At 69.8% G+C, this 14520-nt stretch carries 15 protein-coding genes and 1 tRNA gene; 10 read left to right on the top strand and 6 right to left on the bottom strand.

Features of this window, described 5'->3' with window-relative positions:
* Positions 1-93 precede the first annotated feature (93 nt).
* Together FFS51_RS06575 and FFS51_RS06570 are read left to right on the top strand one after the other, a co-directional pair.
* On the top strand, positions 94-1368 hold the full coding sequence (locus FFS51_RS06575) for an ATP-binding protein (RefSeq protein ID WP_137877819.1): 1275 nt from the start codon (positions 94-96) through the stop codon (positions 1366-1368).
* Positions 1369-1400: 32 nt separating this feature from the next.
* Positions 1401-1473: transfer RNA gene (locus tag FFS51_RS06570), tRNA-Leu, on the top strand.
* A gap of 82 nt (positions 1474-1555) precedes the next feature.
* On the opposite strand, the gene FFS51_RS06565 is transcribed toward FFS51_RS06570, so the two are convergent.
* Positions 1556-2089: a DUF6328 family protein gene (locus FFS51_RS06565; RefSeq protein WP_249352670.1), complete on the bottom strand. Its 534-nt coding sequence runs from the start codon at positions 2087-2089 to the stop codon at positions 1556-1558.
* 107 nt (positions 2090-2196) lie between these two features.
* On the opposite strand from FFS51_RS06565, the gene FFS51_RS06560 reads away from it, so the two are divergent.
* The 5 genes from FFS51_RS06560 (at position 2197) to ilvA (ending at position 7637) form a co-directional block, all read left to right on the top strand.
* On the top strand, positions 2197-3423 hold the full coding sequence (locus FFS51_RS06560; protein WP_137877818.1) for an alanine racemase: 1227 nt from the start codon (positions 2197-2199) through the stop codon (positions 3421-3423).
* Positions 3420-4733 (top strand): D-arabinono-1,4-lactone oxidase, encoded by a 1314-nt coding sequence (locus FFS51_RS06555; protein ID WP_137877817.1) that lies wholly within the window; start codon positions 3420-3422, stop codon positions 4731-4733. Before FFS51_RS06560 ends, FFS51_RS06555 begins: the two co-directional genes overlap by 4 nt.
* An 81-nt stretch (positions 4734-4814) precedes the next feature.
* The gene (locus FFS51_RS06550; protein ID WP_045248677.1) at positions 4815-5381 is read left to right on the top strand and encodes a LemA family protein; all 567 of its coding nucleotides are present in this window, start codon (positions 4815-4817) and stop codon (positions 5379-5381) included.
* A gap of 18 nt (positions 5382-5399) precedes the next feature.
* Positions 5400-6293: a M48 family metalloprotease gene (locus FFS51_RS06545; RefSeq protein WP_137877816.1), complete on the top strand. Its 894-nt coding sequence runs from the start codon at positions 5400-5402 to the stop codon at positions 6291-6293.
* 117 nt (positions 6294-6410) lie between these two features.
* Positions 6411-7637: a threonine ammonia-lyase gene (gene ilvA / locus FFS51_RS06540; protein WP_045248679.1), complete on the top strand. Its 1227-nt coding sequence runs from the start codon at positions 6411-6413 to the stop codon at positions 7635-7637.
* 53 nt (positions 7638-7690) lie between these two features.
* On the opposite strand, the gene greA is transcribed toward ilvA, so the two are convergent.
* A complete protein-coding gene (gene greA / locus FFS51_RS06535; protein WP_045248680.1) occupies positions 7691-8179 on the bottom strand; it encodes a transcription elongation factor GreA in 489 nt (162 codons plus the stop codon).
* Positions 8180-8248: 69 nt separating this feature from the next.
* Complete coding sequence (locus FFS51_RS06530) at positions 8249-8644, bottom strand: DUF4307 domain-containing protein (RefSeq protein ID WP_045248740.1); 396 nt, start codon at positions 8642-8644, stop codon at positions 8249-8251.
* 70 nt (positions 8645-8714) lie between these two features.
* Here FFS51_RS06530 and FFS51_RS06525 point away from each other — a divergent pair, with 70 nt between their 5' ends.
* Positions 8715-8978 carry a FeoB-associated Cys-rich membrane protein gene (locus FFS51_RS06525; protein WP_137877815.1) on the top strand — a complete coding sequence of 88 codons (264 nt, stop codon included), beginning with the start codon at positions 8715-8717 and terminating at the stop codon, positions 8976-8978.
* A gap of 14 nt (positions 8979-8992) precedes the next feature.
* Here the strand turns inward: FFS51_RS06525 and trhA are convergent, their stop codons facing one another.
* The gene (trhA, locus tag FFS51_RS06520; protein ID WP_045248682.1) at positions 8993-9703 is read right to left on the bottom strand and encodes a PAQR family membrane homeostasis protein TrhA; all 711 of its coding nucleotides are present in this window, start codon (positions 9701-9703) and stop codon (positions 8993-8995) included.
* A gap of 80 nt (positions 9704-9783) precedes the next feature.
* Here trhA and FFS51_RS06515 point away from each other — a divergent pair, with 80 nt between their 5' ends.
* Entirely contained in the window at positions 9784-10566 is a 783-nt protein-coding gene (locus FFS51_RS06515; protein ID WP_171006126.1) for an isoprenyl transferase, read from the top strand.
* 212 nt (positions 10567-10778) lie between these two features.
* Positions 10779-12134 carry an RNA 5'-3' helicase PhoH2 gene (phoH2, locus tag FFS51_RS06510; protein WP_045248684.1) on the top strand — a complete coding sequence of 452 codons (1356 nt, stop codon included), beginning with the start codon at positions 10779-10781 and terminating at the stop codon, positions 12132-12134.
* A 270-nt stretch (positions 12135-12404) separates the two neighbouring features.
* Here the strand turns inward: phoH2 and FFS51_RS06505 are convergent, their stop codons facing one another.
* Both FFS51_RS06505 and FFS51_RS06500 read right to left on the bottom strand, forming a co-directional pair.
* Positions 12405-13064 (bottom strand): response regulator transcription factor, encoded by a 660-nt coding sequence (locus FFS51_RS06505; protein WP_045248685.1) that lies wholly within the window; start codon positions 13062-13064, stop codon positions 12405-12407.
* Complete coding sequence (locus FFS51_RS06500; protein ID WP_137877813.1) at positions 13061-14485, bottom strand: sensor histidine kinase; 1425 nt, start codon at positions 14483-14485, stop codon at positions 13061-13063. Before FFS51_RS06500 ends, FFS51_RS06505 begins: the two co-directional genes overlap by 4 nt.
* Between the last annotated feature and the right edge of the window lie 35 nt (positions 14486-14520).

Below are 14520 nucleotides of genomic sequence, written 5' to 3'. Positions count from 1 at the left end.
GCTGGCGGGGTGCGCGTGCCGTATGCCACGCTGGGCTTCCCGCCGCGGGGCACAGGTGCCTCGGGTCCGGCGGCTGCGCCCGAGGAGGCCCGAGTGACCAAGGTGCACATCCGCGACTTCCACGGCGACGATCTCGACCAGCTCGTGCGGTTGTGGGGCCACGTGACGGGCGAAGGTGCAACGCCGATCTACTCGCTCGCCGAGGTCGTGGCCTCCTGCCAGGCCGACCACGCGGTGGTCGCGGTGCGCGGTGACGACATCGTCGGGGCCGCTGTCGGCCGCGCCGCCCACGCGCAGGGATGGGTGGTGTTCTTCGGGGTGCGCGAGACGGATGCCGCGGGCGAGATCAGCGGCGCCCTGCTCGATGCGCTCGAGCGCCGGATGGCGCCGCTCGGGCTCGGCACACTGTCGGTGCTGGTGCCGGAGGGGCAGCGGGTCGAGCCGTTCACGCAGAACTCCTTCGTCGTGCATCGAGCGGTGCGCTACCTGGAGCGCCAGCTCCCCGTGCAGCGCCGCGAGCTCGACGTGCTGAAGGAGCTGGGTGGTCGCATTCTGCCGCGCCACCTCTGGAACGCGGTCGCGGGCATGACGACGGAGAAGACGATCCTCGAGGAGCGACTCGTGACGCCGCTCGCGCAGCCGGAGCTCGCCGAGCGCTTCGGGGTGGTGCCGCCGCGGGCGGTCATGCTGTTCGGACCGCCCGGCACCGGCAAGACGACTTTCGCGCGGGCCGTGGCATCCCGTCTCGACTGGCCGTTCGTCGAAGTCTTCCCCTCGCGGCTCGGCGACAGCGCGCGGGGGATGGCCGGCGCCCTGCGTGCCACGTTCGAGGCGATCGACAAGCTCGAGCACGCGGTCGTCTTCATCGATGAGGTCGAGGAGATCGCGGCTCACCGGGGCGGCACGCCGCCGTCGCCCACGCAGGGGGTCACGAACGAGCTGCTGAAGCTCGTCGCGGAGTTCCGTGAGCGGGACGGCCGGCTGCTCATCTGTGCGACGAACTTCATCCGCGCACTCGACGCCGCGTTCCTGCGGCACGGACGCTTCGACTACGTGCTGCCGATCGGCCTGCCGGACGCGGAGGCGCGCCGCGCGATCTGGGGTCGGTACATCCCTGTCGACGTCGCGGGCGACGTGGATGTCTCGGCTCTCGTCGACGCCAGCGACGGACTCACCCCCGCCGACATCGAGTACGCCGCGCGGCGCGCATCGCAGGAGGCTCTTGCGCGCGCCCTCGCGTCCGGCGACACGGGCGACGCGGTCGGCACGGACGACTACCTGCGGGCGCTCGGCGGCACCCGCGCCACGGTCTCGCGCGAGGTGACGACCGAGTTCGAGGAGGACATCGTCGCGCTCGCCCGCCTCTGACGGCGCGTGTCGCTGTCCTAGGGTGGGGGCGGGCCCCCGTAGCCCAATGGCAGAGGCAGGCGACTTAAAATCGCTTCAGTCTGGGTTCGAGTCCCAGCGGGGGCACACCCCACCGTGCTCCGGCTTCGGGGGCGCCGGGTCGTCGCTGACTGCCGATCGGCAGTCGACGGATGCCGCGCCCCGCCACTCAGCTCGGGGTGCGCCCGAGCCGCGGCACAGCGAACCAGATGACGGCCACGGCAGCGAGGGTCACACCGAGGGCGACCGCGCCCGCGGGCAGCCCCGCCGTCACGCCGAACAGGAACGCGGCGACCCCCGCGACGAGCAGCGAGACGACCGCGAGGGTGGCGAGCAGGAAGACGTTGCCGATCACGACGAGCCGCGCCTTCTCGTGATGGCGGAAGAGGCGACGGTGCATGATGATCGGCGTGAGGCCCAGCAGCGTGGCGATGCCCGCGAGGGTCACCAGGCACAGGTAGAACGTGCGGGCGAACGCGTCGAGTGTCTGGAACATCGGCTGGAAGGCGACCGCGAGCAGGAAGCCGGTGAGGATCTGCGTGCCGGTCTGCGTGGCGCGCAACTCCTGAAGGATGTCGGTCCAGTTGCGATCGGACTTCTCGGTGGCCGTCTCGAACCGACCGTCGCCCGGGACGACGTCGTCGGCGTCGCTCACTCCATGCCGGCTCTCGATGCGCTGCGGCGCGCCTTCATCAGTGCACACGTGCACAGCGTAGGCACGACGCACCCGCACAGCACGCACGTCACGGTGCGGGTCGCCGCGGCCTAGGCTGAGCGCATGCGGCCACCGACGACGAGGAGCACGGCACGATGACGATCGATCTGCTCGCGGCGCCCGCCGGCGAGCCGTGGCGTCAGCCCGCGGCCTACTGGCCCTCGCTCACGGCCGCCACCGCCGACCGCTCCGCCCCCGTCGCCGTGCTCGGTCTCGAAGCGCTGCGCTACAACGCGCTCGACATGATCGCCCGTGCCGGCGGCATGTCGATCCGCGTCGCCAGCAAGTCCCTGCGCGTGCGCGAGGCGCTCGACGCGCTCCTCGCCCTCCCGGGTTACCGCGGCATCCTCGCGTTCACTCTCGCCGAGGCGCTGTGGCTCGCCGACACCCACGACGACGTCGTCGTCGGATACCCGACCGCCGATCGGGCGGCGCTCGCCGCGCTCGTCGCCTCGGAGGCGGCATCCGCGCGCGTGACGCTCATGGTCGACGGCCCGGCCCAGCTCGACCTGGTCGACGCGGTCGCATCTCCCGCGACGCGACCCGAGGTGCGGGTGGCGATCGACGCGGATGCCTCGTGGCGCAGCCGCGCACTCGGGCACATCGGGGTGCGGCGCTCGCCGCTGCACGACGCCGACGACGTCGCCCGCTTCGCCCGGCACGTCGCGGCGCGACCCGGCTTCCGCCTGACCGGACTCATGATGTACGAGGCGCAGATCGCCGGCCAGCCCGACGCCGAGGGCCCGTCGGACCCCGTGATCCGCTGGATGCAGCGCTCCTCGGGAGACGAGCTGCGCGAACGGCGGCAGGCCATCGTGGCGGCGGTCACGCGCGTCGCGCCGCTCGAGTTCGTCAACGGCGGCGGCACCGGGTCGCTGGAGTACACGTCATCGGATGCCGCGGTCACCGAGCTCACCGCCGGCAGCGGCCTGTTCGCGGGGCATCTGTTCTCGCGCTACCGCGCGTTCGACCCGGCGCCGGCGGCATCCTTCGCCCTCGACGTGGTCCGTCGGCCGACCGACGACATCGCGACGCTGCTCGGCGGCGGCTGGGTCGCCTCGGGCCCGCCGGTCGCGTCGCGGCAGCCCGCGCCGGTGTGGCCGGAAGGACTACGCACCCTCGGTCGCGAGGGCACCGGCGAGGTGCAGACCCCGGTGCAGGGGCCGGCGGCGCGCACGCTGCGGGTGGGCGACCGGGTGTGGTTCCGGCACGCGAAGAGCGGTGAGCTGTCGGAGCGCGTCGAGCGATTCGCGATCGTGGCGGCGGGAGCCGTCGTGGGGGAGGCCGCGACCTACCGCGGTGAGGGAAAGGCGTTCCTGTGACACGACCCGGCGGCACCTGGACGAACTGGGGGCGCACCGAGAGCGTGCGCCCGGCGCGGGTCGAGTACCCCGCGACGCCCGACGCCGTGCGCCGCTCGGTGCTCGCCGCCCGCACACGCGGCCTGCCGGTGAAGGCCGTCGGTGCCGGGCACAGCTTCAGCGGCATCGCCGTCGCGCCCGGCGTGCTGCTCGACCTCAGCGAACTCACCGGGCTCGTGCGGGTCGACCGCGAGCGGCGGCTCGCGACCTTCCGCGCCGGCACCCGCCTGCACCGCATCCCGAAGCTGCTCGCGCCCTACGGCCTCGCCATGGCGAACCTCGGCGACATCGACCGACAGTCGATCTCCGGGGCGATCTCCACCGGCACCCACGGCACCGGCGCCGCGTTCGGCGGCATCGCGACCCAGGTCGCGGGGGTCACGCTGGTCACCGGCGAGGGTGAGTTCCTCACCGTCGACGACACCGAGAACGCCGATCTGCTTCCGGCGGTCGCACTCGGACTCGGCGCGCTCGGCATCCTCGTCGAGGTCACCCTGCGACTCGTGCCCGCGTTCGTGCTGCACGCCGTCGAGCACCCCGAGCCGATCGACGACGTCGTGGCGACGTTCGCCGACCGGGCCGCGGCGTCCGATCATGTCGAGTTCTACTGGTTCCCGCACACCGACGTGGGACTCCTGAAAACCAACACCCGCCTGCCGGAGAGCGCCGTGCGCCATCCGCTGCCCCGCGTCGCGAAGTTCCTCGACGAGGAGCTGCTCTCCAACGGCGTCTTCACCGCCGTGTGCGCTCTCGGCCGCGCCGTGCCGGCGATCACCCCGCCGCTGTCGCGCCTCGCAGCGAAGGTCACGGGGCGACGCGAGTACACGGATGCCTCCACCGCCGTGTTCACGCAGCACCGAGGCGTGCGGTTCCGCGAGATGGAGTACGCCGTGCCCGCCGAGCGCCTCGCCGAGGCATTCGACGCCGTGCGCGCGCTCATCGACGAGCGCCGGTACCGGGTGTCGTTCCCGATCGAGGTGCGGATCGCGGCATCCGACGACCTCTGGCTCTCGACGGCTTCGGGCCGCACCACCGGCTACATCGCCGTGCACCGCTACTGGCGGGAGAACCCGGCCACCTACTTCGAACCGATCGAGGAGCTGCTGCGCACCTTCGACGGGCGTCCCCACTGGGGCAAGATGCATACGCGCACCGCCGATGACCTGCGCCCCGCCTACCCTCGGTTCGACGACTTCACGGCCCTGCGCGACCGGCTCGACCCCGATCGGGTCTTCCGCAACCGCTACCTCCGACGCGTCCTCGGGGAGTAGACCCAGAGTCTGCCGCGAGCGCATCATCACGCCCGAGGGCGCCACTAGTATGAGGGCACTACGCGAACGGAGTCGATCGAGATGGAATGGCTCATCCCGGTTCTGATCATCGTCGCCCTGCTGGTGATCGTGGGGATCTACCTGTGGGCGACCTACAACGGGCTTGTGCAGCTCGGAGTGCGCGTCGATGAGGCGTGGAGCGACATCACGGTGCAGCTGAAGAGACGCGCCGACCTGCTCCCGAACCTGATCGAGACCGTCAAGGGCTATGCGGCCCATGAGAAGGCGGTGTTCGAGAACGTCACGCAGGCGCGGGCCGAGACGATCAGCGCCTCCTCGCCCGGTGAGGCCGGCGTGGCCGAGGGGCACATGCAGCAGGCGCTGAAGTCGATCTTCGCGGTCGCCGAGGCCTACCCGCAGCTGCAGGCGAGCCAGAACTTCCTGCAGCTTCAGCAGCAGCTCGTCGACACCGAGGACAAGATCCAGGCGTCCCGCCGGTTCTACAACGGCGGCGTGCGAGAACTGAACACCAAAATCAAGGTGTTCCCGAACAACCTGTTCGCCCGCAACCTCGGCTTCACGCCGCGCGAGTTCTTCGAGGTGGTCGACGGCGCGTCGATCGCCGAGCCGCCCCGCATCCAGTTCTGATCCCGGCGCGAGGCACGCGTGTATTCGGCGATCGCCGCGAACAAGCGCAACACCTGGTTCATCCTCATCGGCTTCGTCGTCTTCATCGGGCTGATCGGTCTGGTCGCCGGCTGGCTGATGTCGGGCAACTGGTGGGTGACGGCCTTCGTGCTCGTCTTCGCGGCCGGGTACGCCGGTATCCAGTACTTCGCCGCCAGCCGTGAGGCACTCGCGCTTTCGGGTGCGTTCGAGGTCACGCGCGAGCAGGCGCCGCGGTACTACCGGCTCGTCGAGAACCTGTGCATCACGACCGGCACGCCGATGCCGACGCTCTACGTCGTCGACGACCCGGCGCCGAACGCCTTCGCCACGGGCCGCTCGCCCGACAAGGCCGCGATCACCGTGACCACCGGGCTCTTCGAGCTGATGACCGACCGCGAGCTCGAAGGCGTGCTCGCGCACGAGCTCGGCCACATCCGCAACTACGACATCCGGGTGTCGCTGCTCGTCTTCGGTCTCGTCGTCGCCGTCGGCCTCATCGCCGACATGCTCATGCGCATGGCGTTCTTCGGAAGCATGCGCCGCAACAACAGCAACAACGCGCAGGCCCAGGCGCTGTTCCTCGTGTTCGGACTCGTCGCCGCGATCGTCGCGCCGCTGCTCGCGGCGGGCGTGCAGGCCGCGATCTCCCGTCAGCGCGAATACCTCGCCGACGCGACCAGCGCCCTCACGACCCGTGACCCCGAGGGTCTCGCATCGGCGCTCGAGAAGCTTGAGGGCGCGAGCACCGTGCTGCAGAAGCCGAACACCTCCATGGCGCATCTGTGGATCGCGAATCCGCTGCGCGGCGGAGGGATGTCGCGCCTGTTCGCGACGCATCCGCCCATTCCCGATCGGGTCGAGCGCCTGCACGAGATGGGCGGAAAGTTCTGACTAGGACGGCGCCCCGACGCACGCCCGAAGCGGAATGCACCCGACCCTAGACTGAGTCGATGGGCGCTCGCAGCCGCGGCGTCAGGTCGACGGGCCGTGCCCGAGGAGGACTCCCGCGTGAGCGAGCCGACACTTGCCGAGTTCGAGGATGCCGCAGCCACCCTGGCTCCGCTGATCGCCACCACCCCCGTGGACAGCTCGCACTTCCTCTCCGAGGTGCTCGGCGCCCCGGTGCACCTGAAGCTGGAGAACCTGCAGCGCACCGGCTCGTTCAAGATCCGCGGCGCCGCCTACCGGCTCTCCCGGTTGAGCGAGGAGGAGCGGGCCCGCGGCGTCGTCGCGGCATCGGCCGGAAACCACGCGCAGGGCGTGGCGCTCGCCGCCCAGCGCCTCGGCATCCCGGCGACGATCTTCATGCCTCTGGGCGTCCCCGTGCCCAAGCTCCTCGCCACCCGCGGCTACGGCGCCGACGTCGTGCTCGACGGGCCGACCGTCGAGACGCCGCTGCGCCTCGCCGCCGAGTTCGCCGAGCGCACCGGGGCCGTGTTCATCCACCCCTTCGACCACCTCGATGTGATCCTCGGGCAGGGCACACTCGGCCTCGAAGTATTCGACGCGGTGCCCGACGTCCGGACGGTCGTGCTCGGCATCGGCGGGGGAGGCCTCATCTCGGGTGTCGCCGCCGCCATTAAGCTGCGTGCGGCCGCCGAAGGTCGCGAGGTGCGGATCATCGGCGTGCAGGCCGAGAACTCGGCCGCCTACCCCTCGTCGATCGCGGCGGGCGAACCGCTCGAGGTCGACACGACGCCGACGATCGCCGATGGCATCGCGGTCAAGCGCCCCGGTGACATCCCCTTCGCGCTCGTGCAGCGCTACGTCGACGAGGTCGTCACCGTCAGCGACGACGACATCGCCCGGGCCATCCTCGTGCTCCTCGAGCGCGCGAAGCAGGTCGTCGAGCCCGCCGGCGCGGTCGGCGTCGCCGCCATCCTCACCGGAAAGGTGCCCGCCGACGGACCGACCGTCGCCATCCTCTCGGGTGGCAACATCGACCCGCTGCTGCTGCAGCGCGTCGTCGCGCATGGGCTCGCGGCATCCAACCGTTACACGAGCCTGCGCATCCCGCTGCCCGATCGTCCCGGCCAGCTCGCCCGCGTCTCCGAATTGCTCGCCCTTGCGGGCGCCAACGTCATCGAGGTGCTCCACACCCGCCACGGGCAGGGGCTGCTCATCAGCGAGGTCGTGCTGCAGCTCAGCGTCGAGACGCGCGGTGACGAGCACCGTGCGCTCGTGCTGCGCACGCTCGAAGAGGCCGGCTTCCAGCCCACGATCGTCGCCGACTGAGACGACGACTGGCCGGCCCCCGAGGGGGACCGGCCAGTCTCACGTCGGTGCGTTCAGCCCGTGAACGTGTCGACCTTGATGATCTCGACGGCGATCTCGCGGCCGTTCGGCGCGGTGTAGGAGGTCTTCTCGCCCTCCTTGAGGCCGAGGATCGACGAACCCAGCGGGGAGACCTCGCTGTAGACGTCGAGGTCGGTGCCTCCGGCGATCTCCCGGTTGCCGAGGAGGAAGACCTCTTCGCCGCCCGCGACCAGCGCGGTGATGACCGTGCCGGGCTCCACGACGCCGTGGCTCTCGGGCGCGTCGCCTACCTTCGCGCTCTTCAACAGCGCCTGCAGCGTGCGGATGCGCGCCTCCTGCTTGCCCTGCTCGTCCTTGGCGGCGTGGTAGCCGCCGTTCTCCTTCAGGTCGCCCTCTTCGCGGGCGGCCTCGATGCGCTTGGCGATCTCCTCGCGGCCCGTCGTGGACAGGTGCTCGAGTTCGGCGACGAGGCGGTCGTACGCCTCCTGGGTCAGGAAGGTCACCTGGTTTTCCGTGGACACGGTGTCTCCTTCGTCATACGGCACGACGCCCCGGCTCCCGCCAGGGCGTCGTCATTCGATCCCGACAGGCTACGGCACCCAGCAGGTGTTGACAAAACCCGTGGTCGCGATGCCCGTCACGGGGATCTGCTCGGTGAACGCCTGCGCGTGGGTGCCCGAGGCGGGGTACTGCACGACCTTCCAGCCGACCACGCCGTGGTCGGCGTCATCGGCCTCGAGCACGCAGGCGATCGCCTTGTCGGCGGGACCGGTGATCTGGAAGGTCACGGTCACCGTGTGGTCGTCGACCAGGTGGAATGCGGTCGTCGTCGTGTCCACGGCGTCGGCCGCGGAGGCGAACGCGTACCACGCGATCACTCCCACACCCGCAGCGATCGCCGCTCCCGCGCCGAGCGTCCACCAGCGCCGCGAACGGCGCGAGCGAGTGCGCCCGTAGCGCTCATCGAGCAGCTCCTGCGTCGTCATGAGGGTCACGGCTTTCGTTGATTAGGCTGGTGCTTCAAGGCTATGCGCTCGCGCGCGGAACTGAGGACAGATGCACCCGGTGATCTGGTGGCTGGCGGCGACCGATACCCCCACCCCGACCCCCTCGCCGAGCGACGTCGACCCGATCCTCGTCACACCGGGACCGGCCGGATTCATCGTCGGCGGCGTTCTCGCCGTCGCCGTCTTCTTCCTCGTATGGGACATGCTGCGCCGCATCCGCCGCGGAAACTACCGCGCGCAGATCAACGAAGAACTCGACGCCGCAGAGGATGCCGCGGCATCCGGCGACGACGACGAGTCGCCCCGCGCCTGACGACGGCCGCCCGCTCAGGCGTTGAAGGCCGGACGGAGGCAGATGAGCAGGCTCGCCGTCCAGTGGCACAGGAACGCGAGCACGGTGCACACGTGGAAGATCTCGTGGAAGCCGAACGCCCCGGGCCACGGGTTCGGCCGCTTCAGCGCGTAGACGACGGCGCCGGCCGTGTAGAGCAGCCCGCCGACGACGACCAGCACCATCATCGCGACGTTCGCCGCGACCAGATCGCCGATGTACATGACCGCCGCCCAGCCGAGCACGATGTAGAGCGCGACGTAGAGCCAGCGCGGCGCGTTGATCCAGAGCACGCGGAAGAGGATGCCGAGGAGCGCCCCACCCCACACCAGGGACAGCAGGAGCGTCGACTTCTGGGGAGGGAGGGCGAGGAGACCGAGCGGCGTGTACGTTCCCGCGATCAGCAGCAGGATGTTCGCGTGGTCGATGCGCTTGAGCGTCGCCTTGACGCGCGGTCCCCAGTTGAAGCGGTGGTACACGGCGGAGTTGCCGAACAGCAGCAGCGAAGTGGTCATGAAGATCGCCGCCGCCCACTTCGCGACGGTGCCGTCTGCGAGGCAGATGAGCACGATGCCGGCGGCGAGGGCCACGGGGAACGTGCCGGCGTGGATCCAGCCGCGCCAGGTGGGCTTGAGATCCGTGTGCGCGGCAACCGCTCCTGCCTCGAGGAGCGGGAGCTGAGGGACGTCTCGCGAAGAACGGCTCATCGGAACGAGACTACGGGCGTGCCCATGCCAGCCGTCGTACATGGGGTGAATACGCAGCAGAGCGATAGCGTAGGACGGTGATGTCGAGCCGAACGCAGGAGGGCCGCGGTCCGCTGTACCGCCTCTACATCAATCGTCTGCTGCGTCAGATCCCGCCTGCCCAGGTGCCGCGTCACGTCGCGATGATGATCGACGGCAACCGGCGGTGGGCGAGACAGCTCGGTTACGACTCGGCCGCACACGGGCATCGTGCCGGCGCGGCCAAGATGCGCGAGTTCCTGCGCTGGTGCGACGACGTGGGCGTCTCGGTGGCCTCGCTCTACCTGCTCTCTGTCGACAACCTCCGTAAACGGGACAGCGGAGAGCTCACCGACCTCATCGAGATCATCGGCCAGCTCGCCGACGATCTGTCCCATGAACGGGACTGGCGCGTGCAGCCCGTCGGTCGACTCGACCTCCTTCCCGACGAGCTGCAGCGCGTGCTGAGAGATGTCGCCTACCGCACCGCCGCGCACACGGGCATGCACGTCAACCTCGCGATCGGGTACGGCGGACGCGGCGAGATCGTCGACGCGGTGCGCAGCATCATCACCCAGCACGACGAGCGTGGCGGAACCCTCGAGGAGCTCGCCGCCAGCCTCACGCCCGAGCAGATCGCCGAGCATCTCTACACCGGAGGGCAGCCCGATCCCGACCTGGTCATCCGTACCTCGGGGGAGCAGCGCCTCAGCGACTTCCTGCTCTGGCAGAGCGCCCACAGCGAGTTCTACTTCGTGGAGGCGCTCGGCCCCGACCTGCGCGAGGTCGACTTCCTGCGCGCCATCCGCGACTTCGCCTCACGTGATCGCCGTTTCGGCAGCTGATCTGGTACTTCTCGCGCGTATCACGACGGACGCGGGCTGTTCACGAAGCCGTAACGCGAGACACGCCGCGCCGAATGCGGGTGATGCAGCCGTTGGTCGTAGGTTGTGCTCATCGGGCAAGGCGCCCGGTCGAGTCGGCCACCTGGATCGCGACTCGTGGCCCAACGGTCGACTCGCGAGTCACCGGGACACGTCCCGGGTCGGGAGCGGTTGTGACCACACGAGCACCACGCCAGCAGCAGCGAGTCACCGAGCACCAGAGCGCAGATCAGTTCACTGACCTGCGCTCTTATGTTTTGGACACCTCCGTCCTGCTGAGCGATCCACGCGCGTTCTTCCGGTTCGCGGAGCACTCCGTCGTGATCCCCGTCGTGGTGATCACCGAACTCGAAGGAAAGCGGCACGATCCCGAACTCGGCTACTTCGCCCGGCAGGCTCTTCGCCACCTCGACGAGTTGCGCGTCGAGCACGGCAGACTCGACTTCCCGGTCCCGGTCGGCGAGGGCGGCACGCTCCGCGTGGAGCTGAACAACACCGATCCGACGGTGCTCCCCTCGGGCCTGCGCCTGGGAGACAACGATTCGCGCATCCTCGCTGTCGCGCTGAACCTCATGTCCGAGGGTCACGACGTGACCGTGGTCTCCAAAGACCTCCCGATGCGCGTGAAGGCGTCCTCCCTCGGCATCATCGCCGAGGAGTACCTGGCCGAGCAGGCCGTGGACTCGGGCTGGACGGGGATCGCCTCGGTGAATCTCACGGGCGATGAGATGAGCGACCTCTACGAGACGGAGATCGCGGTGAGCGAGGATGCCGCAGGCCTCCCCGTCAACACCGGTCTCATCATCCACTCCGAGCGGGGCTCAGCACTCGGCCGGGTTTCGGGCGACGGCTCGTTCCGCCTCGTGCGTGGCGATCGCGATGTCTTCGGCCTCCACGGTCGCTCCGCCGAGCAGCGCATCGCGATCGACCTGCTCACCGACCCCGGCGTCGGCATCGTGTCCCTCGGTGGGCGCGCCGGCACCGGCAAGTCGGCGCTCGCCCTCTGCGCGGGTCTCGAGGCAGTGCTCGAACGGCAGCAGCAGCGCAAGATCATCGTGTTCCGGCCGCTGTTCGCGGTCGGTGGCCAGGAGCTCGGCTACCTTCCCGGTGACCAGGCCGAGAAGATGAACCCCTGGGGTCAGGCGGTGTTCGACACGCTGGGCTCGGTGGTCTCTTCCAACGTGCTCGAGGAGGTCACCGAGCGCGGCATCCTCGAGGTCCTCCCGCTCACCCACATCCGCGGTCGCTCGCTGCACGACGCGTTCGTGATCGTCGACGAGGCGCAGTCGCTCGAGCGCAACGTGCTTCTGACCGTGCTCAGCCGCATGGGGCAGAACTCCCGCGTCGTGCTCACCCACGACGTCGCCCAGCGTGACAATCTGCGCGTCGGACGGCATGACGGCGTGGCCTCGGTGATCGAGACGCTCAAGGGGCACGAGCTGTTCGGTCACGTCACGCTCCAGCGCAGCGAGCGTTCGGCGATCGCGGCCCTCGTGACCGATCTGCTCGAGGCCGGCGAACTGTCCTGAGGCATCTCGAGCGCCCCCCTGAAAGATGAGAACACTCTCATCTGGAAAGGGGGGCGTTCGGCGCCTGGACGCGTCAGGATGGATGCAGCGGCGACGAGGTTCGCCTGCCGCATCGGATCGGCTCCCCCCACCCCCCCATGTCGATCCGGTGGATAACTGAGTGATCGCGACGGACCCCCGGTTGTCGCGACCGAGGATCGGACGGTTCGGGTTCCGAGTCTCCTCGTCAGCCCCCGGTGCCCCCACACCGGGGGCTTCTCTCATGAGGGGTCAGTCCCACCGATAGCCGGCTCCGCGCACCGTCGTGATGCGATCGGCGCCGAGCTTGCTGCGGAGGTAACGAACGTAGACATCGACCACGTTCGAGCCGGGATCGAAGTCGAGACCCCAGACCTTGCTCAGCAGATACTCGCGGCTCAGCACCTGGCCGGGGTGCCGGAGGAACTGCTCGGCGAGCGCGAACTCCCGCGCTGACAGATCGAACTCCCGTCCGTCGACGGCGGCCCGTCGGGTCATGACGTCGAGGGCGACCTCCCCGCGCACGATCGTCACGGGCGTCGTGGGCGTGGTGTTCTCGCGCAACCGGGAGCGCACCCGAGCCAGCAGCTCCTCGAACGTGAAGGGCTTCGCGACGTAGTCGTTCGCGCCGGCATCCAGCCCATCCACCGTGTCGCGTGTCGACGTGCGGGCGGTCAGCATGATGATCGGCACGGAGGAGCCCTGCCCGCGCACCTGACGCAGGACCTCGAAGCCGTCGATGCCGGGGAGTCCGACGTCGAGGAGGACGAGATCGATGTCGGGGGAGAGCGCACGTTCCGCGCCGTCGAAGCCGTTGTCCACGATCTCCGTCTCGTAGCCGGCGGTCTCCAATCCCCGCTGCACGAAGGTCGCGATACGGGGTTCGTCTTCGACGATGAGGATGCGGGTCATTCGGAGGCCTTCCGCTGGTGCAGCACGTCTTCGGCGCGCACCGGAGTCGGCAGCGCGGGGGCACTGCGGTGCAGGGGGAGTTCGATCGTGAGCGTGGCGCCGCCGCCCGGCGTATCCGTCACAACGCACGAACCGCCGTGAGCCCGGGCGATCGCGTTGACGATCGCGAGGCCCAGGCCCGAACCGTTCACGCCGCGCCCCGCCTGCGCCCTGTCGAACCGTCGGAACACACGCCGCCGGTCCGCGGGTGCGATGCCGGGTCCGTGATCGCGCACCCACAGCCGAGCGACGTCGTCCACGACCGCGCTGCCGATCTCGATCGTGCTGCCCGCGGGTGCGTACTTCGCCGCATTGTCGGCCAGCTGCAGCCATGCCTGGCGCAGACGCGCGTCGTCGCCCACGACGACGCCCGAGCCTCGGTCGGTGACGACCCAGAGATGATCGGGGATGGCCGTGACGAGCCCGCCGACCCGAAGGGTCAGATCGAACACGTCGATGTCCTGGCGCTGGAACTGGTCGCTGTCCTCCGCGGACGCGAGGAGGTCGATGTCATCGACGAGCTGGGTCATGCGGTCGAGCTCGGACAGGCCGAGCTGACGGACGCCCTCGACATCGAGGGGGTCGCGCGGATTCATCATCTCGAGATGGCCGCGCATGATCGTCAGGGGTGTCTTCAGTTCGTGCCTGACGTCGTCGAGCAGTTGCCGCTGGGTGTCGACGGAGGCCTCGAGACGGTCGAACATCGAATTCACCGTGCGCGTGAAGTCGGCGATCTCGTCATCGCCGTCGGTCTCGACCCGGTCGCCGAAGTGGCCGAGTGTCACGGCTTCCGCGGTCTCCTGGAGTCGTCGCAACGGTGCGAGCAGTCGTCCGGTCAGGAACCAGCTCATGAGCGCGACGGCGGCGAGCACTGCGACTCCGGCGATCGCGTAGCTGATCACCGAGGCGCGGAACGGCAGCAGCTCGGCGTCGAGCCCGACGATCCGCACGTAGGCGCCGGTGCGCCCGTCGCCCGGCACCGAGACCGGCTGCACGATGTAGCGCACGGTGCCGGCATCGGCGGTCGTGACGGTGCCCAGCACGGTGTGGCCGTCGGCACCCGGTTGGGCGAGGGCGGCGGAGACGATCTCCTTCTCGTCGCCCTCACCGAACTCCGTGCCGGCGGCCGGAAACACAGCCGCCTGTCCGTCGACGATGCCGAAGACCGCCTCGTTGGGCACCGGCAGGAAGCCGGTCACGACCGACTCGAGGTACGCGGGCACCGACGTCGCCGTGGCCGGTGACGGCAGGCTCTTCACCTTCTCGGTGAGCTTCGCGTCGATGCTCGCGAGCGTGCGCTCGTACTGCAGGAAGAAGCTGATGGCGCCGGTCAGCAGCAGTCCGAGCGTCGTGACGGCCACGAGAGCGCTGAGGATCCGCATGCGTGCGGACGTAACTCGCCGTGACTGCTCCACGC

Origin of the sequence: Microbacterium sp. 4NA327F11 (assembly GCF_005503465.1) — a bacterium.
GTDB classification, from domain to species: Bacteria; Actinomycetota; Actinomycetes; order Actinomycetales; family Microbacteriaceae; genus Microbacterium; species Microbacterium ginsengisoli.
Note: the sequence above shows the minus strand (reverse complement) of the source record. Positions and strands in the feature narration are given on the sequence as shown.